This is a genomic window from Peribacillus simplex (assembly GCF_001542915.1).
In the GTDB taxonomy this organism is placed as follows: Bacteria; Bacillota; Bacilli; order Bacillales; family DSM-1321; genus Peribacillus; species Peribacillus simplex_B.
The window spans coordinates 85,766-104,208 of record NZ_LNNH01000003.1 but is presented as its reverse complement, the minus strand read 5'-3'; the positions used below and the strand labels follow the sequence as shown (position 1 = coordinate 104,208).

The 18,443-nt window shown below is 41.6% G+C and carries 20 protein-coding genes; 10 read left to right on the top strand and 10 right to left on the bottom strand.

Annotated features, from left to right (window positions below; translation table 11 throughout):
* Positions 1 to 387, bottom strand: coding sequence for a BlaI/MecI/CopY family transcriptional regulator (locus AS888_RS00870; protein WP_061140318.1), 387 nt, complete (start codon positions 385 to 387; stop codon positions 1 to 3).
* Positions 388 to 963: 576 nt separating this feature from the next.
* Between AS888_RS00870 and pbp4 the strand changes: the two genes are divergently transcribed.
* Complete coding sequence (gene pbp4, locus AS888_RS00865; protein ID WP_061140317.1) at positions 964 to 2,994, top strand: penicillin-binding protein PBP4(5); 2,031 nt, start codon at positions 964 to 966, stop codon at positions 2,992 to 2,994.
* A 298-nt stretch (positions 2,995 to 3,292) separates the two neighbouring features.
* On the top strand, positions 3,293 to 5,314 hold the full coding sequence (locus AS888_RS00855) for a peptidoglycan D,D-transpeptidase FtsI family protein (RefSeq protein ID WP_260320071.1): 2,022 nt from the start codon (positions 3,293 to 3,295) through the stop codon (positions 5,312 to 5,314).
* A 172-nt stretch (positions 5,315 to 5,486) separates the two neighbouring features.
* Here the strand turns inward: AS888_RS00855 and AS888_RS26245 are convergent, their stop codons facing one another.
* The 3 genes from AS888_RS26245 to AS888_RS00845 all read right to left on the bottom strand — a co-directional run bounded on the left by AS888_RS26245 (position 5,487) and on the right by AS888_RS00845 (position 8,137).
* Positions 5,487 to 5,663, bottom strand: coding sequence for a hypothetical protein (locus AS888_RS26245; protein ID WP_221408550.1), 177 nt, complete (start codon positions 5,661 to 5,663; stop codon positions 5,487 to 5,489).
* Positions 5,664 to 5,671: 8 nt separating this feature from the next.
* Complete coding sequence (locus tag AS888_RS00850; RefSeq protein WP_061140315.1) at positions 5,672 to 7,645, bottom strand: S9 family peptidase; 1,974 nt, start codon at positions 7,643 to 7,645, stop codon at positions 5,672 to 5,674.
* A 171-nt stretch (positions 7,646 to 7,816) separates the two neighbouring features.
* On the bottom strand, positions 7,817 to 8,137 hold the full coding sequence (locus tag AS888_RS00845) for a YckD family protein (RefSeq protein ID WP_061140314.1): 321 nt from the start codon (positions 8,135 to 8,137) through the stop codon (positions 7,817 to 7,819).
* 269 nt (positions 8,138 to 8,406) lie between these two features.
* On the opposite strand from AS888_RS00845, the gene AS888_RS25410 reads away from it, so the two are divergent.
* A complete protein-coding gene (locus AS888_RS25410; RefSeq protein WP_155645337.1) occupies positions 8,407 to 8,553 on the top strand; it encodes a lmo0937 family membrane protein in 147 nt (48 codons plus the stop codon).
* Between the two features lie 325 nt (positions 8,554 to 8,878).
* Here AS888_RS25410 and AS888_RS00840 read toward each other — a convergent pair whose 3' ends face one another.
* Entirely contained in the window at positions 8,879 to 9,796 is a 918-nt protein-coding gene (locus AS888_RS00840; protein WP_061140313.1) for an NAD(P)/FAD-dependent oxidoreductase, read from the bottom strand.
* 153 nt (positions 9,797 to 9,949) lie between these two features.
* Entirely contained in the window at positions 9,950 to 10,273 is a 324-nt protein-coding gene (locus AS888_RS00835) for a winged helix-turn-helix transcriptional regulator (RefSeq protein ID WP_061140312.1), read from the bottom strand.
* 253 nt (positions 10,274 to 10,526) lie between these two features.
* Between AS888_RS00835 and AS888_RS00830 the strand changes: the two genes are divergently transcribed.
* From AS888_RS00830 to AS888_RS00820, 3 genes are all read left to right on the top strand, one after another.
* Positions 10,527 to 11,606, top strand: a complete 1,080-nt coding sequence (locus tag AS888_RS00830; protein WP_061140358.1) for a nitric oxide synthase oxygenase — start codon at positions 10,527 to 10,529, stop codon at positions 11,604 to 11,606.
* A 63-nt stretch (positions 11,607 to 11,669) separates the two neighbouring features.
* Positions 11,670 to 11,939, top strand: coding sequence for a hypothetical protein (locus AS888_RS00825; RefSeq protein WP_260320070.1), 270 nt, complete (start codon positions 11,670 to 11,672; stop codon positions 11,937 to 11,939).
* Between the two features lie 318 nt (positions 11,940 to 12,257).
* Entirely contained in the window at positions 12,258 to 13,196 is a 939-nt protein-coding gene (locus AS888_RS00820; protein ID WP_061140310.1) for a magnesium transporter CorA family protein, read from the top strand.
* A gap of 394 nt (positions 13,197 to 13,590) precedes the next feature.
* Here AS888_RS00820 and AS888_RS00815 read toward each other — a convergent pair whose 3' ends face one another.
* Together AS888_RS00815 and AS888_RS25405 are read right to left on the bottom strand one after the other, a co-directional pair.
* On the bottom strand, positions 13,591 to 13,782 hold the full coding sequence (locus AS888_RS00815; protein ID WP_061140309.1) for a hypothetical protein: 192 nt from the start codon (positions 13,780 to 13,782) through the stop codon (positions 13,591 to 13,593).
* 338 nt (positions 13,783 to 14,120) lie between these two features.
* Positions 14,121 to 14,255, bottom strand: a complete 135-nt coding sequence (locus AS888_RS25405; RefSeq protein ID WP_155645336.1) for a YuzL family protein — start codon at positions 14,253 to 14,255, stop codon at positions 14,121 to 14,123.
* A gap of 99 nt (positions 14,256 to 14,354) precedes the next feature.
* On the opposite strand from AS888_RS25405, the gene AS888_RS00810 reads away from it, so the two are divergent.
* Positions 14,355 to 14,606, top strand: coding sequence for a YkuS family protein (locus tag AS888_RS00810; protein WP_061140308.1), 252 nt, complete (start codon positions 14,355 to 14,357; stop codon positions 14,604 to 14,606).
* 49 nt (positions 14,607 to 14,655) lie between these two features.
* Here the strand turns inward: AS888_RS00810 and AS888_RS00805 are convergent, their stop codons facing one another.
* A complete protein-coding gene (locus tag AS888_RS00805; RefSeq protein WP_061140307.1) occupies positions 14,656 to 15,111 on the bottom strand; it encodes an OsmC family protein in 456 nt (151 codons plus the stop codon).
* A gap of 248 nt (positions 15,112 to 15,359) precedes the next feature.
* On the opposite strand from AS888_RS00805, the gene AS888_RS00800 reads away from it, so the two are divergent.
* The 3 genes from AS888_RS00800 to AS888_RS00790 are packed head-to-tail and all read left to right on the top strand — an operon-like array spanning position 15,360 to position 17,651.
* On the top strand, positions 15,360 to 16,121 hold the full coding sequence (locus AS888_RS00800; RefSeq protein WP_260320069.1) for an SDR family oxidoreductase: 762 nt from the start codon (positions 15,360 to 15,362) through the stop codon (positions 16,119 to 16,121).
* A gap of 23 nt (positions 16,122 to 16,144) precedes the next feature.
* The gene (locus AS888_RS00795; protein WP_061140305.1) at positions 16,145 to 16,606 is read left to right on the top strand and encodes a hypothetical protein; all 462 of its coding nucleotides are present in this window, start codon (positions 16,145 to 16,147) and stop codon (positions 16,604 to 16,606) included.
* The gene (locus tag AS888_RS00790) at positions 16,599 to 17,651 is read left to right on the top strand and encodes an alpha/beta fold hydrolase (protein ID WP_081092252.1); all 1,053 of its coding nucleotides are present in this window, start codon (positions 16,599 to 16,601) and stop codon (positions 17,649 to 17,651) included. The genes AS888_RS00795 and AS888_RS00790 overlap by 8 nt, the downstream gene beginning before the upstream one ends.
* Positions 17,652 to 17,796: 145 nt before the next feature.
* Here AS888_RS00790 and AS888_RS00785 read toward each other — a convergent pair whose 3' ends face one another.
* Positions 17,797 to 18,411: a nitroreductase family protein gene (locus AS888_RS00785; protein ID WP_061140356.1), complete on the bottom strand. Its 615-nt coding sequence runs from the start codon at positions 18,409 to 18,411 to the stop codon at positions 17,797 to 17,799.
* Positions 18,412 to 18,443: the final 32 nt, after the last annotated feature.

The following is an 18,443-nucleotide window of genomic DNA, read 5'->3' as shown; positions in this document are numbered from 1 at the left end:
TTATTCCTTCTTTCTGTTCATACGTTTTTCTAAAATTTGATACAGCTCATTAATTTCATCCTCTGACATCCTATCTTTTTCCAAAAAGTTTAATACCATAGAATTTAACGTTCCATTATAAAAACGTTCTAAAAAACTGCGACTCTCAATTTCCAAATAATCACTTTTATCAACGTTTGGTGTATAAACGAATACACGACCTTCCTTATAATGATTCAATGCCCCTTTTTTTATAAGCCTTAATAACATTGTTTGAATGGTTTTAGGGCTCCATTTACTAGTTTTGGATACCTTTTCAATCACCTCATTGGTATTGATATTAGGGTGTTTCCAAATTATTTTCATAATTTCAAGCTCTGCTTCTGAAATTTGGGGTGTTTTTTTCATATTATTTAACCATCCTTAAAATTACGATTGTAATAATTTAATTATATTGTTCATATTTTTAGAAGTCAATGCAACTAGATGAGGACGTAAAACACCTTCATGATCATATATGTCATTTTCATTTTATATGCCTTGATTCTTCAAGTCTACCTATCCATATTTTAAGAAGCGATATTTCGGTAAAATGATTTTTAGCCATGAAACTTACAAGTGTAAGTTCAATATTTTGCAGTGAGTACATTAAGCATAATTGTATTGACTGGAAATCTTACATGTGTAATACTTTAAAAAACTACACGTGTAATAGTTATGTATTTGTAAACTGGAGGGGAGGTGCAGGAATAGTTCTTTCCATTGGTTATTTATTGTGAACAATTAGTAAACATTTTTGAAAGGTATAACGAAGCCAAAGCATTTAGTGAACGAAGATGATAAAAATCTTTAAATATTCACCAAGTTGGAAAGAGTTCATTAAGATGGTTGATCTGATTGAGACCAACATGGTAAATTTTATGCTTTATTTTCGTCGGAATTTAAAATTGCAAATCAGGCATATATGAGGAAGAGTGAAAAACGATGAAAAAAATAATCATATTGGTGCTAGTTGTAGCATTGACAGTTGGAGTACTGCCTCTATGGCATTATCTTAAAGCGAACAAGGCTACCCCGGAAGAAGTTTTTAATGAATATGTCAGACAATTTTCCCAACAAAACTACGAGGAAATGTTAAAACTTATTGCAGAAGGAGATTTGGAAACATACGATTATTCGAAAAAGAGTTTTACCGAAAAGTATCATGCGATTTTTTCGGGTATTGAGACTTCTTCAATTGAAGTTTTATCCAAAGAGTTGCTTTACGAAGATGATAGCGAGACGTATAAAGGAATCTTCAAGGTGAAAATCAATACATTTCTTGGAGAAGTGACAGCGTCCTATCAAACTTTTTTTATAGAAGAGAAAACAGAGAATGGGGATGTATGGAAAATAAAGTGGGATCCGTCTTTGATCTTCGCTGGGATGGAAAAAGGAGATAAGGTCAGCGCTCAGTCCTTTTTGCCGCAACGGGGCGATATCCTTGACCGAAATGGTAACCCGCTCGCCCTAGATAAAGATGTGTATGAAATGGGGATCATCCCCGGGAAGCTTGGAGAGTCCAAGGAAGCTGAAATAAGTAAGCTAAGCGCTTATTTCAAGATTCCAGAACAACGCTTTCAACAGGCGCTTGAGCAAAAGTGGGTGACAGAAGATATCTTCGTCCCGATTGCTGTCATGCCTGCAGAGTTTCAGCCGGAAAGCATGGATGAGGATTTAGCGGGAGTATATTTCCAAACGAAAAAGATAAGGTATTATCCTGAAAAAGATCGAGCTGCCCATCTGATTGGGTATGTGAAGCAAGCAACGAGTGAAGACCTTGAAAAGGACGCCGGCCATGAATACACTTCAGGAGATTACATCGGTAAGTCGGGATTGGAACAAGTATATGAAAAGCAGTTAAGAGGAAAGAAGGGCGGCATCATTCAAATTAAGAACGAGAAAGGTGAACAGAAAAGCATTCTTAAAAAAGTGGATGTCATCAATGGTAAAAACATAAATCTGACGATCGATGCTGCATTGCAGAGTAACATGTATGAAGCGATGAAGCAAGATGCGGGCGCGGTGTCAGCGATCCATCCTGTGACCGGAGAAATGTTAGCGCTCGTCAGCTATCCATCCTTCGACCCGAATTTAATGGTGAGCGGGATGACGGAAGACCAGTGGAAGGCATACAGTGAAAACCCGAAGCTTCCATTCTTGAACCGCTTCTCCAGCTTGTATGCACCAGGATCAACCTTCAAGGCAATTACTGCAGCCTCCGGACTCACCGCCGGAACGACATTCCCGGAGAAGAAACGAGAAATATCCGGCTTGCAGTGGAGGAAGGACAACAGCTGGGGAGGCTATTTTGTCACCCGTGTTAAGGAAGCAAGTCCGGTGGACATGGTTGATGCACTGGCCTATTCCGATAATATCTATTTCGCTCAGGAAGCTCTGGAAATGGGAGCTGCCAAATTTGAGAAGAATGCTTCGGCATTTGGGTTCCAGGAGGATTTCCAGCTGCCGATTCATTTGAAAAAGAGTCAGCTATCCAATGATGGAATCGAGAATGAAGTCTTACTTGCTGACTCCGCCTATGGACAGGGTGAAGTCCTGATGTCAGTTGTCCATTTAGGGACTGCGTTTACACCGTTTGTGAAGGGCGGAAATATGGTGCTGCCTGTTTTGATAAAGGAAGAAAACAATAAGCCTATCGACAAACCCGTCATATCCAGTGAGGTTGCTTCAACCGTCCAAAAGGCACTGATTCAGGTGGTGGAGCGTGATACGGGGACTGCCCATAATCTTAAGACGGCAAAAGAGGTACTGGCTGCAAAAACGGGGACAGCTGAGCTGAAGAGCAAGAAAGGCGAAGACGGGATGGAAAATGGCTTTGTGGTCGTGTTTGATACAAAAAGTCCATCTATCTTGCTCACAGCCATTGTGGAGGATGTGAAAAATCGCGGGGGAAGCCACTATGTAACCGCGAAAATAAAGCCTGTGCTGGATCAGTACTTAGCGGAGAATGAATAAAGAAAGTCAGCTGAATTTTTTCGTAAGCTAATGGTTGGAACCAACCAATTAAAATGAAGTTGTGTGCAGGATGAGTGAATGGAGGGACCAATGAGATCCATACATATTCAGGTGATGATTATCAGCAGTGTGATATACACTATTTTTCCTCAGCCTCTTACACTTGGTTTATTTTGTACCGTAGGCATAGCTTGTGTCAGTCTGACGATGCGAAATGAAAAAAATAGGGGGAAAGTGAGGGAACAGGACGTTGGGAAATCGGCAGAGGACTAAAAAAAAGCGGATGGAATCGACCAGGATGCTTATTATTACGACCCTTGTGTTTGCATTGTTTGCCGTTCTTATATTCAGAATAGCTTTTGTCCAGCTCTATCAAGGGGATATGTATGAAAAGAGAGTGAATGGTACCAATATGAGAGAAGTGAGGCATCACCTGTCAAGAGGGAAAATATACGACAGGAACTATCAAGTGATTGTCGATAATGAAGCGTCAAACATCATTATCTTTACGAAAACCGGAAATGAAACAGATCAGGAACTGCTGGAAATTGCTACGAAACTGTCAGCGTATATATCGGTCAAAACAGACAAGATTACAGAAAGGGACATGAAAGATTATTGGATTGTGACCCGTCCTAAGAAAGCACTGAAGAAACTGACAGACAAGGAGCTGCAGAACCAAGAGCTGACAAATAATGATATTTATCAGAGACAGCTGGACCGAATTGTTGAATCCGATTTAAAAGACATCGGAAATAGTGAAATGAAGGTTCTTGCCATCTTAAGAGAAATGAAGAAGGGCTATGCCTATACTCCTCAGCCAATCAAGGACAAAAATGTAACCTATCAAGAATTAGCCCGAGTGAGTGAGACGCTGTCTGAAATTCCTGGAGTGGATATTTTGACAGATTGGGAAAGGACATATCCGTATGGAGGATTATTTCGTTCCGTATTAGGAAGCACGACGTCTCGAGATGAAGGGATACCGAAAGAGGGGGTCGACGGTTACCTATCTAGAGGTTACAGCCGGAATGACCGGGTAGGAAAAAGCCAATTGGAATACCAATATGAAGATGTCCTCAGGGGCACGAATTCCGTGACGGAAATTGAAACGGATAGAAAAGGAAACATTATTGGAACTCATGAGGTCTCAGCTGGTAAGCCTGGTAAGGACCTGATACTGACTATTGATATGGGTTTACAGGAGAAGGTAGAAAAGATACTCACTGCTGAATTGATTAATGCTAAGAGGAATGGAGGGGGGGCATTCCTAAATAAGGCCTTTGTCGTCATGATGAATCCCGTTACAGGAGAAGTTCTGGCTATGGTTGGAAAACAGATTAAAGAAGTCAACGGCAAGTGGGTAGCGACTGATCATGCCCTTGGCACTGTCAACTCATCTTTTGAAATGGGGTCATCTGTAAAGGGGGCGACAGTACTTTCCGGGTATGAGAGCGGCGCCATCCAACTTGGTCAGTCTTTCCTGGATGAGCCTATCTACTTGCTGAGTACCCCAGTCAAGAAGTCAGTACGAACGATGGGGATGGTCAATGACTTGACTGCCTTGAAGCAATCCTCCAACGTCTATATGTTCAAGACGGCTATGAGTATGCTTGGGAAGACCTATTATAGAAACATGAAACTGCCGCTGGATTCAAATGCATTTGAAACGTTTCGCTATTATTTCAATCAATTCGGGCTTGGGGTTAAGACAGGAATCGACCTCCCGAATGAAGCCAGCGGATATCGCGGCCAAGGTGGGTCCCCAGGCCATTTGCTGGATTTTACAATCGGCCAATATGATACTTATACTCCCATGCAACTGACGCAATACATATCGACCATCGCTAATGGAGGATATAGGGTCCAGCCACATCTTCTTAAGGAGGTCCGCGAACAGGACATGGAAGACCAAAATCCTGTTGTTTTCCAAAGCGTCTCCCCAGTTTATCTAAATCGCATTGACATGGATAAACAAAAGATTGAACGCGTGCAAGAGGGGTTCCGTAAAGTGTTTCACGAACAAGGCGGGAGCGCTGCCTCCCATTTCAATAAACATCCATACAAAAGCTATAAAATAGCCGGTAAAACGGGGACGGCACAATCCTTTTATTATGATCCTGTATTACGAAAGACATATACAGACAAACCGACGAACAACCTGACACTGGTGGGGTATGCTCCCTACGACAGTCCTGAAGTAGCTTTTTCAGTAGTAGTCCCGAATGCCAAGACAAACTCTCATCCAATCAGCCAGAAGATTGGACAGGGAATTATGGAGGCATTTTTCGAAGAGGATGTTCAAGAACCGCACGAATGATGAGTATATGGGATAGGCGGAGTCGTTTTATTCCTGTAAGGATGTTCAATTATTTAATGAACAATTTAGTGTTTTCTATGTTTAAATGATTATTATTAGAGTGAGGCTATGAGTAAATTTAGTGGAGGGAATCGAATATAAGAAGGTACAAGAATTTATTCACATAAAGTACCTAAAAAAGCTCGAAATCGGTGAATATATTACGAACCATGACGGAACGGTCATATTCCTCTGAGATGAAAAGAGAAGCGAAAAATGTTTGCGCGAATATTTGCATCGTGATCTTCTTATGAAGGGAGAACAAGGAGGTGCTGTCCCAAAAGTCATTTTGCGACTTTTGGGACAGCATCTTTGTTTTTAAAAATATTTATTGAACCATCCTTTGATTTCCTCAATATGCCCAAGCCGCATCTTCGGTGATCCACTGCGCGACACTTCATGAGTTTCATCTGGGAAGGTTACGAGGACCGCTTCTTTGTTTTGTCGCTTCAATGCAACGAAAAATTGCTCGCTTTGTTCTACCGGGCAGCGATAATCACGTTCGCCATGAAGTAACAATAATGGAGTTTCCACATTACCCACATATTTTAAAGGGGAGTGGTGCCAAAGCTTTTCGGCAGAATGAACGATATCTCCCCCGATTTCCCACTCTGTAAAATAATAGCCGATATCGCTGACACCATAAAAGCTTAACCAGTTACTGATGCAGCGCTGGGTTACAGCAGCCTTGAAGCGGTTCGTATGACCGACGATCCAATTTGTCATGAACCCGCCGTAACTTCCACCGGATACCCCCAAGTCTTCCGCGTTTATAAAATCATATGTAGCTAAAGCATAATCAACACCAGCCATTAGGTCGCTATAATCCATGCCTCCATAATCCCCTCGGCAAGCATTGACGAAATCCTGGCCATACCCTTTACTTCCACGGGGGTTTGTGAACAAAACTGCATACCCTTCATTAGCCAATGTCTGGAATTCGTGAACATAGGTATTGGCATACATCATATGCGGGCCGCCATGAATTTCCAGGATGAGTGGGTATTTTTGATTTTCATCAAGACGGGCCGGTTTTATGATCCAGCCGTGAATCGTAAGGCCGTCGGCAGCTGGAAACGAAATCGGTTCAGCTAAAGATACATGCTTATCCTTCAAAAAATCTTCATTTACAAAGCTGATTTGTTCTTTATCTCCATTTGTCAGGTTATAAGTAAACAGGTCGCCCGGATGAACGGAAGTGCTGATGGCCACGACGGCACGATGGCTTTCCGGATCTATAGTCAGACCGTATATATGCTGGGCATCGAGGATGGAGGGATACATGGCTCCCTCAATCGAACCATAATAGACGCCGGTATTTCCATAATCACTAATCAAAAAGTAAAAGCCCTGGCTATCGTTTGTCCATAAGATTCCTGGGTCGACTGCCCCGATTTGAAAATCCCCGATTGCTGAATCCCCGATCTCGACGTCCCACCCATCCGTTAAACACTGAGTCGTTTGATCGAAAAAGGTATATAACCAGATTTTTGAAAGGGTCGCACCGGCAAATTCCTTATCATGGCCAATGTAGGAAAGATATTCACCATTTGGAGACCATTTCGGATCTTTATAAAACCCAGTGCTATTCGTTACTTTCCGTAGAGATTTTGTTTCAACTTCCATAGTGAAAATATCTGAGAAAAGCTCATCATCACTTTTGTCTGCGTCGCCGCATACGAAGGCGATATGCAGACCGTCAGGGGACCAGGCATTAGGAAGATGGTCCACGCCATTATCGGTTAGGACCACTGATTCGTTCTTCAAGACATCCACTATCACTAGCTGGTGATATAAATGATCGAAATAGCCCCTGCCATCCCATTTATACTTGATCCTCTCATATCGATGAATCTCTTTAGACCATTCATTTTCCTCTGCAGTGTCGAGTGTTTCTCCTTTTTTCAAAGCTGTTGAAAGCAATAGCTTGGTGGAGCATGGAGACCAGATCGGGGTGGTTGCACCATTCGTGAAATGGGTAAGCTGCCGAGCTTCCCCGCCAATGCTGCCCATGATGTGGACTTGTTTTTTCCCTGATCTATCCGATAAAAATGCGATATGCTTACCATCTGGGGACCAGGCAGGTGATGTATCGCGATTATCTCCAAAGGTCCATTGTTTTGTTTCGTTCGTGATCAGGCTGAACATATACAGATTGGATATGTACTTTTCCGTTTTTTCGTCAATTCTCGTTTGGACATAAACCGCCATGCTGCCATCTGGTGAAAGCTTTGGATCGGTTACCGATTTCAAGTGAAATAAGTCTCTTGCTGTTATACCTGTTTGGTTCATCCTATTCACCCTTTCCATTCTCATAGTTATGTATTTCGCTAAAGTGAAATATAAATCCTTTAGTAAATGGTAAACGCGTAAGGTTTATTTATCAAGAATGAAAGAAACGAAAAAAATCCGGCCTGAGGATCAGGTCGGATTATCATGCCAAATGAATAAAGGGCTGGCGGATTATTTATGCATGTTCCTTGAATGAGGGCGGTGAGGCGGAATTTGGAAATTATGTTCTTCCATCATTTTATAATGCTTTTCAAAGTGTGAAAGCATTTTATCGCCTTCTTCCTTCGAAAGAGCGCCATACTCCACGTATTTTCCAATCAATTCCTTTTTGTCCGCAAGAATCCGCTTTTGAATTTTGGCAAGCTCGGTTTTTTGAGCTTCAGTGAATTGGACTCTTTCCGGGTTTGCATGAGTATCCTGTGCAGCCGGGTGATCCAAGTTAACGAGGAAAAGGGAACAGGCAGTCAAACAGATGACTAAAAATTTTTTCATGAATGAACGACTCCTTTTATTTTGTTATATCATGCTTTCAGGTCGATAAATAATCCAAAAACAAGGGACATTTCCGCATATGAATTATTTATCGGCCTTTTGATATTCTTTATTTCGTTATTATCTTTTACATCATTTACAGTTTTATGTAAAAAAAATGGTTCACCCACTAGTGGAAGTGGGTTTGTAAATGAAAGAAATGGGTAATTTAAATGTAAGCCATCAGGAAAAATTCTTTGATGGGAAGGATATTAGAAAGGGAGATTATCATGTTTTGGACAATTATCGGTGCAATTATTTTATTATGGGTACTTGGTTTAGTTTTTAAAGTGGCTGCCGGCTTTATACATATATTGCTTATCATTGCGGTCATTCTGATCCTGGTTAAAGTGTTTAAAGGCAGGAATCGAATGTAGAGGAAATACGTAGAAGGGAGGCCAAGTGACCAGGCCGCCCTTTATGGACTGGAGGCAGACTCGACATGAAACGAGCCTGTCTCCAGTTTTTTCGTTTTTGTACTTTAAGCATTCTCGGTACGTTGGAACTCATTTTGTGAAAGGCTTCTGCCCGGGGGCATGCCACAGTGCGTGAAAACGGGGGAGGAAAGCCTTTTCCTCCTGTAAAATTCATCAGGGAGATGAATGCTCTCTTGATTTTGTGTGACACCAAACCGTACGCTGTTAAAATGGAAAGGGCTTCCTGGTGAACAGGTCGCTCTTTCCATTTTCGGTATGGTTTTCATTAATCATAGGGAAGTGGCTGCCCGAGAAGTCTCTTGTGAATCCAAATCGCTGCTTGGGTTCCATCACCCATGGAAATGGTGACTTGTTCCGAATGAGCAATCAGGTCGCCGCCTGCCCACACCCCGTTAATATTCGTTTCTTTAGTGCGGGGATGGATTACGACATGATTGTTTTCATTTACCTGCACGCCTAATTGCAACGCAAGTTCATTGTTCAGTTTGTTTCCTTTGAACGCGGTAAAAGCTTTTGTGGCTTCAATGATTTGGCCACTTACCAATCGGACCCCAGTCAACCGTTGTTCATCATCGACAAGTACTTCCTCGACCTCTTCTTCGAATAAGGGGATTTGGCTTTCTTTCAGCATTTCCCGTTCCTTTTCATCAATGGTTGTTTTTAAGTGATTGACGTACAGGATATCGGTTGACCAATATAATAGTGCCAAGGCCATTTTGACCCCTGTATTTCCGCCTCCAAGCACAACGGTTTGTTTATCCATGATCTCATATCCATCACAGTCTGGACAAATGTAAGTCGATGTTCCGAGAGTGGAGTAAATGTTTTTGATCGGAGGAATATTATCAGTAATGCCCGTTCCAAGAAATATCGTTTCGGCTTGATAGTGACTGTCGTTTTCTGTGCGGACGATAAACTTGTCCTCTATTTTTTCAAGTGATGTGACCGTATCCTCCAGGAATTCCACTCCGGATTTTTCTGCGTGCTGCCGGCCCAAATTCCTTAATTGGTTGCCGCTCACCCCATCTGGCCAACCAAGAATATTGTGATAGGCCTTTGCGACGGAAGAGCGGCCGTGAGCTGAATCAATCACGATAATATCATGTTTATATCTGCCGAGCTGGATGGCAGCCTGAAGACCTGCGATGCCTCCACCGATAATAATGCAGTCTGCTTGCTTCATGAATTCACCGCCCATACTATTTTTGGATAAACCTAGTGTGGTTCTATCTGTGAAAAATATACCACCAGTATTGGATGGTTAAACAAATGCAGCATATAAAAAAGGAAAGAGCGCCATGCAGCGATCTTTCCTTTTCATTACTGTATGCCTATGTTATTGATTCTCGATTGGTTCAAGCCATTCTTGAGCCCAGTTTTGAATTTCACCCATTACCGGTGCGAGCGCCATGCCCTTTTCGGTTAAGGAATATTCGATTCTGACTGGTGTCTCAGGATAAACATCCCTTTTCACTATACCTTCCAATTCCAAGTCCTTTAAACGTTCAGATAAGATCCTGCCGCTAATCGGGAAGGCAGATTCAATATTACAAAACCGTTGAGGGCCATTTAGCAATTGATTGACAATCAATCCAGTCCAGCGTTTACTCAAGATTTGCATCCCTTTTTCAAATCGTGGACAAAGTGTCGTATTATTCATCATATCACCCCATATTACTATATTATAATGCATTTACCTCTTCTGTAACAACTTTACCGATTATTATTTAGTTACTAGAGATGTTATAGTGTAAATAATATATGAACTTACTTTAAGTATCATGATGTAGAATTACTTCCATAAGGAAAAAAGAAATGCCTGTTCCAAGGTGGTTCTTTTAGAGATTCTCCAAGAAATATGTTACTTTAGTAGTGAAAGTAAAGTTTTGCAAATGGAAGGATCCGTGGGAAAGATGAGTGATTTACTGCAAGAGGCCATTTCCTTTATCAGGTCAAGCTATACGGAATTATCTAAAACCGAAGACGAAATAAATGATAGAATCGAGCAAATCAAGAGAGAAATCAATGATACAAACAAATATGAACATACATATGAAGAATTGGTATATGGCGCTAAGTTAGCCTGGCGTAACAGTAATCGCTGTATCGGACGCTTGTTTTGGGAGTCACTGCGGGTGCTTGATAAAAGGATGGTTCAAAGTGAGGAAGAAATTGTTTCATCTCTTTTTGAACATATCGAGTACGCTACGAATAACGGAAACATCAGGCCTGTGATTACCATTTTCAAACAGAATGAACAGAAAGTAAAAGTGGATATTTGGAACCATCAGCTTATTCGTTATGCCGGATATGAGACGGAGCATGGCATCATCGGTGATCCAAGCTCCATAGAATTCACGAAGCAGTGCCTGGCATTAGGCTGGGAAGGGAAATTTGGCCCGTTCGATATTCTGCCTCTTGTGTTCCAACTGGATGGCAATCGACCGAGGCTTTATGATATTCCAGAACGACTCGTGAAAGAAGTTCCCCTCAGCCACCCGCTATACAATTGGTTCGAAGAGCTTCAAATAAAATGGTATGCTGTCCCGATCATATCAGGTATGAGGCTGGAAATCGGCGGCATAACCTATTCCGCTGCACCATTTAATGGGTGGTATATGGGAACGGAAATCGGGGCTAGAAACCTCGCTGATGAAGAGAGGTACAACCTGCTTCCTGTAATCGGCGAGAGGATGGGTCTAGATATCAAACGTGATTCTAATTTATGGAAGGATCGTGCTCTGATTGAATTGAATGAAGCTGTCCTGTATTCGTTCAAGAAAAATGGGGTCAGCATCGTCGACCATCATACTGCGGCAAAGCAATTCAAGAAATTTGAAGAAAAAGAAGCTTCAAAAGACCGGAACGTAACCGGGGACTGGACATGGTTGATCCCCCCTGTTTCACCAGCAACCACACACGTTTTTCATAAATCGTATAAAAATGAAATACTGAAGCCGAATTTCTTTTATCAAAAGCCTCCATATAAATAAAGGTTTACATGACCCGGAAGCGGGTATATATATATAAATCCAAATTTAAGGAGGATGGTAATGATGGCATTAGGGAAAAACGTAGTGTTATTTGGAGTCGGAGTTGCCGGAGTCTCATTTTTAACAACTAAAGCGAACAGAGGTAAAGTAAAAGATATTTGGATTAGTGCAAAAGATAAGACAATGAGCTTTTTAAATAGGAAGTGTTCAGAATTGGATCCTTTGATTGAAAAGGCGGGTCACCCAGATCCATATGATCATGAGGACAATAAAATGGTCGATGAAGGCGCCATGTATGGGATCCATTATTATAATAACGCAAAGCATGGTTAAGGTAGTGCAAATCGCTTGGGAATTCCCAAGCGATTTTTTCATGAATAAATCCGGTCGTTAGTGGTTGATAAATCAGATAATTTTGAATTCAAAGTGAGGGATACCAGAAGGAAATTCGTTATTGTGCTTTAAAAGAATAAGGATTAAGATAAAAGAATCGAAAGGAAGTGGATACGAGTGAGCAGCAGTTCTTATGATCCTGAACCCAGAAAGCAAGAGGAAGCCAATATGATGCTTGACGTCGAGACTGTTATTCTTCCTGAGTATCTGCTCGAAGAAGGTAAATAGGGCTTCCTCTAAAGATGAGGAGGTCAACGAATGATTGAAATCTACAAAACAAATGAAAACCGTCTCTTGAACAATATCGAGGAGATGACTAAAGGCTCATGGGTGAACATTGTCGCACCTACAGAAGCAGAAATTGAATACATTTGCAACACCTTGGAGCTACCAGTCAATTTCATGAAAGATCCACTGGATGATGAGGAAAGGCCGAGGATTGAAAAAGAAGATGATAATGTTTTAATCATTGTCGATTTTCCGTATTTGACCCGTGACGAGGCCAACTTACCCATTTTTGAAACGATTCCCATCGGGATGATTTTTACCAAAGATTGCTTCATTACCGTATCTTTGAAGGAAACACCGATATTAGCGAATTTTAAGAATAATAAAATCAAAGGTTTTTTCACCAACAAAAAGACAAGGTTTGCCTTGCAATTATTATTTGAAATTTCATCTTACTATTTACGTTACTTGAAACAGATTAATAAAATGACCAATGAAGCGGAACGGGAATTGCACCAATCCATGAAAAATAAAGAGTTATATACTTTTCTCGCTTTGGAAAAAAGTCTTGTTTATTTCACGACATCATTAAAATCAAATCGTGTCGTGCTTGATAAGATCCTTCGCTTTAATTATTTGAAAATGTATGAAGAAGATAAAGAATTGCTCGAAGACGTGATCATCGAAAATGCCCAGGCAATCGAAATGGCAGAGGTGTATCTTTCCATCCTGAGTGGGATGATGGACGCATTTGCTTCGATTATATCCAATAATGTCAATAATGCCATGAAGTTTTTAACTTCGGTTACCATCATTTTAACGCTCCCGACGATGGTGGCGAGTTTTTATGGGATGAATGTGAAACTTCCGTTCGAGCAAAATTCGTATGCTTTTATCTTCACTTTATTGATTGCCATCACTTTAGCTGGAACGACAGCATTCATTTTTTGGAAGAAGAAATATTTTTAAGGAAGATTGGCTAAACCGGATTCAGACCACAGGCATACTCGATTTATCGAGTTGCCTGTGGTTTTTTTGTTTCATTTTTTGAAGGTTAGTTTCCAAACCCCAAAATCCTTTACTCTTAGTAATGATTATTTGTCCTAGACCCGTTTCATTTCACTGCAGGCGCTCCCTTTCCTCGTGCGGTCAGGGGGCCTCTCCGGCGTACATGCGCCTTGCGGTGTCATCCCAATGCCCGTATAACCCGCAGGAGGTCTGCAGGCATTCTCTTGAAGGGGTAAGGCTTTACTCAGTGGCGAGTCTACCCCTGTTCATAAGGCTGCTGCCATAGAGCTTTTTGTAGGGAGGTAGTTTTAATTTACACAACAACATACAGAAACCGGCTTTTAAGCCGGTTTTTTCATTCTTCAAAATAGTCTTCAAAGCCTTCACTGTTAATTCTATCGGAGTAGGGATTTCCGTCCTTTACGTTCTTGGCATCCAAGTTTGTTCCGATGACTAGGCGTGGACTTTGGGAAGCCTCCCTGAAGATTCGGTCATTCATCTCCTTAAAATCCGGAATATCCTTTTTCCCTGGCTTATTTGGTTCCAAAAAAACACCTCCATTGTTATTCTTGCATGAAATGAAACGGGGTATTCATCAATATTCTCATGTTTGGTGACTGTAGAGAAACAGGAGAAGGGAAGATGAACCGATCAAGCCGCTCTTGAAAAGATATTAGAGGCACAAGTTTTGCATCTCAATGGTTCCGACTGGAAAAGCAGGGTGCGGAAACCAATGCCCAGTTCGATTAGCTACCTTAATGGTTTGTGGGAAATTAAAAAATAAATGGATGAAAGCTTGATTATAAAACGACAGGGCAACAGGACATGAAACAGGAAAACGCTTGGCGGTGGAACCAAGCGTTTTTGTGAATGGTGATCGGTTTGTCAAGAACGCTTTTGCTTTTTTAGGGAAGAGGGCCGAGTGAAAGACCCGGTTTCTTTCGTAGTGGTACCTTGCCCCTCTATTTGAGAAGACCCTAAACGAGTTTGAGTGGCATCTTTTTTGTTTTTTCCATTCATAATTCATCACCTCAAGATTACTTTCCCTATTTCCTTTGCCTTCTATACATATATAGAAGGGAAAAAGGACAGGTTAGCAAGTAGAGGGGGTGTGTGTTCATGTCAAAAATCGGTGTTGAAGAATCATTAACGAACATTCAGGAAGCACTTCGTGAAAAAGGTTTTGATGTAGTGGAGATTAAACAAGAAGCTGACGCAAAAAACCTGGATTGTTGTGTAGTGACAGGATTGGAAAGCAATGTGATGGGAATCAGCGATACTTCAATGAAAGCGTCCATCATCGAAGCGAATGGTTTAACGGCTGATCAAGTGTGCAGTGAGGTTGAAAACAAGTTGAACGCAATTCAATAGTTCCAAAAAAATGCCTAACCCTTTTGCGAGGTTAGGCATTTTCTTTTGGTCAGGTGTGCTGAGCAATGGAAATCGTTGCGTCCAATTCTATTGCTACATTCCCTTTGACCGCTCTTGATATCATGCAGGAGGATTCTGCTTTTTCAGCAAGTTTTCTCGCTTTTTCCGCCGTTTTTTCAGAAGTGTCCGGTGCCAATACAAGTGTCGGGCGATGAATGATTTTCTTGTAGGTGAATACACCGTTCGTAACATCGACCAATGCTTCGGACTGCATGGTCAAGCTGTGATTTTTGATTGAGCTTCTCTCCAGCATTGCTGCCAAGGTGATGATATAGCAGGTCGAGGCTGCTCCAAGAAGCATTTCATCGGGATTGGTGCCAACCCCGGGTCCTTCCATATCGGTGGGGATGCTTATCTCTGTCTGGAGATTACCCGAATGAATTGTGCCAATATCATTTCTGCCCCCAGGCCATGAGGCCGTTAAATGAAAGTGATGCATTGTCATAGTAAAACCTCCTTCATAACCCTTAGTCTAAACGATTAAGGCGGTTTAGTATGTGATTTTGCTCTAAGTTTTAAAGAGAACAATTCGAAAATAGTCATTCGAAGGAGAACGGAACGTGAAACAAAAGGCTAAGGCATTAGGCTATTTTAAGCACAATATCGGCCGGGCTTTTCTATAATGATATAGATAGTTTATCTCCATAATAAATCATGACAGAAAGGGCTGAAAAGTTGACAACATTGAGTGATATGTTCAATCTTACAAATAAAACGGCTATTGTCACCGGAGGCGGAAGAGGATTGGGCAAGCAGATTGCCATGGCATTGGGGGAGGCTGGAGCTAATGTCGTCATTGCATCCAGGAATCTTGCGGCATGCAAAGAGGCATGCGAGGAGCTGAAGGCTCTTGGCGTTCAAGCAAAGGCTTTTGAGTGCGATATCACCAACGAGAGTGAAGTTGATCTGGTTGTGCAAGAAACGGTTGCTCAATTCGGCACCATCGATATTCTCGTCAATAATAGCGGTACGTCCTGGTCAGGCCCCTTGCTAGATCTTCCTAAGGAAAAGTGGGAGAAAGTATTGAATGTCAATGTTACAGGGACATTTTTATTTTCACAGGCCGTTGCAAGGATCATGGTGCAGCAAAATTCGGGAAAAATCATCAATATAGCATCCGTTTCGGGTCTTGGCGGCACATTTCCGGAACTATTGGATACCATTGCTTATAACACGAGTAAAGGCGCTGTCATAACGATGACCAAGGACCTGGGAGTCAAGCTTGCTAGACATAACATTCAAGTCAATGCAATAGCACCAGGTTTTTTTCCGACCAAGATCACCAAGAAAATCCTTGAAAAATCAGATTATGATATTCTTGGCAAAACCCCTGCCCGCCGATTTGGAAATGAAGCTGATTTGATGGGGGCAGCCGTATTTTTGGCTTCACAGGCATCTGATTATATGGTTGGACATGTGTTAATCATTGACGGAGGAATATCGGCATTAGTGTAAACGGAGAAGAAAGGAAGATATATATGGCGAAAAAGACAGATTTTTATAAAGGGCTAAAATTGCTTGGATCTCAAAAAGAGCAAGAGCTGAATAGCCGCATTCAAGGCTTGCTCAATAATCGCAAATTATTGGAATCCGTAAGTGAAAACACACAACTGCAGGTTCCGAAGATAAATAGGATGCAGGAAGCGTCAGAAAGAATGTCAATCATCATGAATTATCCTACAAAAAAAGACGTGGCAACTGTAGCCAAATTGGTCATCCAGCTAGAAGAAAAAATTGATAGGTTAGAAGAAATGCTTTCAAGCCTTGAAAAGAACGGATATGTGAAAAGCGGGAGTTCTTCATCACGGGGAAAGAAGAAGTCGAGAAGCAGCTCCGCTGAAAAGGAAGGGAGTAAAAAAAGGATATCGGATTTCATCACGGAGTCCTTGTTATTAAGTGCAAAGTTACCTGAGGGCAATGGACAGAATAATAATGTCTAAACGGAAAGTGCCGTCAAATCAAGCTGGGATCGAGCCCAAATGGAAGCATTTTTTGAATATTCCCAATCAACCTATGCCTGAAATGGGACTCACACCGAAAATTCCAGTGTGGAAAAAAAATAAATCCACACTATGGCACTATCCATCGGCACAAAAAAAATATGATGTGCCGGTTTTTCTCATTTATTCATTGATTAATACTCCCTTAATCCTTGATTTGTCTCCAGGGAATAGTTTAATAGAGTCTTTCGTTAATGAAGGGTTCGACGTATATTTACTTGATTTTGGAAGTCCGGGATTTGAGGATGGAGAAATATCGATAGAAGATTATATCGTCGATTATATTCAAAACGGAGTAAAGCGTGCTTTGCACCATTCAGGGGCAACAGAAATTACCGTAATGGGGTTTTGTCTCGGTGGCACGATATCGGCCATTTATGCAGCCATTGCAGACGAGCCAATCAAGAATTTAATCCTCTCCGTTACCCCGATCGATTTCAGCGCCTCGCAATTTTTCGACCAGTGGCAAGAAGCCATGAAAGAAGGCACTGCGGATTTCGACGAGACGATCGATATATATCAAACGATTCCGGCCAGTGCTGTTAAATATGGAATTCGCTTAATTACCTCACCCGTCTATCTATCACCTTATTTATCCTTGCTGAATCAAGCAGATGACGAGAAATATGTACAAAATTGGCGCCGTTTCAATGCCTGGGCCAATGGACATGTGCCATTATCGGGAGCCGCCGCAAAACAGATAACCAAGGATCTTTTGATAAAGAACCGCTTGGTCAATGGCGGATTCAAGGTACGGGGGAAAAAAGCGAAGTTATCGAAAATCAATGCCAATGTATTGGTCATTGCTAGTAAGTATGATCGTTTGGTCCCCCAAGAAATGATTCATCCGGTCATGGACCATTTAACTTGTAAAGATAAGACATATAAAGTATTAAAAAGTGGACATGCATCCAAGCAATATGCGGGGAGTTTACCATCTTATTTAAAGGATTGGCTGCCTAAGCGTTCTTCGCCCATACAATAAGATCTGTATAGGGGATGCGATAGGGAACGCAGCGGACAAAATAGGGAAGTCCATGCCATTCCCAAGATCTAGTGCGACAATCCTGGATTGTTAGTCGACATCATATTAAGGGGCTGGCTCGGCATATCGAGCCAGCCCAAAATCATTATTGATAATACTTCACTCGTTCATCTATTGGGTTGAATGCTTTATCACCAGGTTCCGCAGTAGCCTTACCAAAGGGCATCTGGGCAATGAGCTTCCAATGTGGGGAAATGTCCCATGTCTTTCTCACTTCATCGTCAATTAACGGATTGTAATGCTGAAGACTCGCACCAAAGCCCTCGATTTCCAATGAAGTCCACACAACAAACTGTAAAATGCCTGATGATTGGTTCGACCAAATCGGAAAGTTTTCGGAATATGTTTTGAATTGATCTTGGAGTCTTTCAATAATAACCTGGTCTTCAAAGAATAAAACAGTACCATAGCCATTCTTGAATGATTGAATTTTTTCCTCCGTTTTGCCAAAGTCCTTTTCACCGACGGCCTTTCGTAATGACTCTTTCGTAATATCCCATACCAGGTCATGGTTTTGACCGGTTAAAACAACCAGCCTGGCGCTTTGGGAGTTGAAGGCGGAAGGGGAATATTGAACGGCATGGTCGATCACTTCTTTAATCCGATTATGAGGGACAACCTTTTCCTTGCTAAGAGAATAAAAAGAGCGCCTATCTTCAATTGCGTTATAAAAATCCTTAGTCAAATAGCACACCTCCATCATCTATACCGACCTTATTTTGACCTGAATTC

Bases quoted from the DNA above. Each gene is read 5' to 3' on its own strand.
- AS888_RS00870 (WP_061140318.1), bottom strand. From the start codon at position 387: ATGAAAAAAACACCCCAAATTTCAGAAGCAGAGCTTGAAATTATGAAA.
- pbp4 (WP_061140317.1), top strand. From the start codon at position 964: ATGAAAAAAATAATCATATTGGTGCTAGTTGTAGCATTGACAGTTGGA.
- AS888_RS00855 (WP_260320071.1), top strand. From the start codon at position 3,293: ATGCTTATTATTACGACCCTTGTGTTTGCATTGTTTGCCGTTCTTATA.
- AS888_RS26245 (WP_221408550.1), bottom strand. From the start codon at position 5,663: ATGCTGTCCCAAAAGTCGCAAAATGACTTTTGGGACAGCACCTCCTTG.
- AS888_RS00850 (WP_061140315.1), bottom strand. From the start codon at position 7,645: ATGAACCAAACAGGTATAACAGCAAGAGACTTATTTCACTTGAAATCG.
- AS888_RS00845 (WP_061140314.1), bottom strand. From the start codon at position 8,137: ATGAAAAAATTTTTAGTCATCTGTTTGACTGCCTGTTCCCTTTTCCTC.
- AS888_RS25410 (WP_155645337.1), top strand. From the start codon at position 8,407: ATGTTTTGGACAATTATCGGTGCAATTATTTTATTATGGGTACTTGGT.
- AS888_RS00840 (WP_061140313.1), bottom strand. From the start codon at position 9,796: ATGAAGCAAGCAGACTGCATTATTATCGGTGGAGGCATCGCAGGTCTT.
- AS888_RS00835 (WP_061140312.1), bottom strand. From the start codon at position 10,273: ATGAATAATACGACACTTTGTCCACGATTTGAAAAAGGGATGCAAATC.
- AS888_RS00830 (WP_061140358.1), top strand. From the start codon at position 10,527: ATGAGTGATTTACTGCAAGAGGCCATTTCCTTTATCAGGTCAAGCTAT.
- AS888_RS00825 (WP_260320070.1), top strand. From the start codon at position 11,670: ATGGCATTAGGGAAAAACGTAGTGTTATTTGGAGTCGGAGTTGCCGGA.
- AS888_RS00820 (WP_061140310.1), top strand. From the start codon at position 12,258: ATGATTGAAATCTACAAAACAAATGAAAACCGTCTCTTGAACAATATC.
- AS888_RS25405 (WP_155645336.1), bottom strand. From the start codon at position 14,255: ATGAATGGAAAAAACAAAAAAGATGCCACTCAAACTCGTTTAGGGTCT.
- AS888_RS00810 (WP_061140308.1), top strand. From the start codon at position 14,355: ATGTCAAAAATCGGTGTTGAAGAATCATTAACGAACATTCAGGAAGCA.
- AS888_RS00805 (WP_061140307.1), bottom strand. From the start codon at position 15,111: ATGACAATGCATCACTTTCATTTAACGGCCTCATGGCCTGGGGGCAGA.
- AS888_RS00800 (WP_260320069.1), top strand. From the start codon at position 15,360: ATGTTCAATCTTACAAATAAAACGGCTATTGTCACCGGAGGCGGAAGA.
- AS888_RS00795 (WP_061140305.1), top strand. From the start codon at position 16,145: ATGGCGAAAAAGACAGATTTTTATAAAGGGCTAAAATTGCTTGGATCT.
- AS888_RS00790 (WP_081092252.1), top strand. From the start codon at position 16,599: ATGTCTAAACGGAAAGTGCCGTCAAATCAAGCTGGGATCGAGCCCAAA.
- AS888_RS00785 (WP_061140356.1), bottom strand. From the start codon at position 18,411: ATGGAGGTGTGCTATTTGACTAAGGATTTTTATAACGCAATTGAAGAT.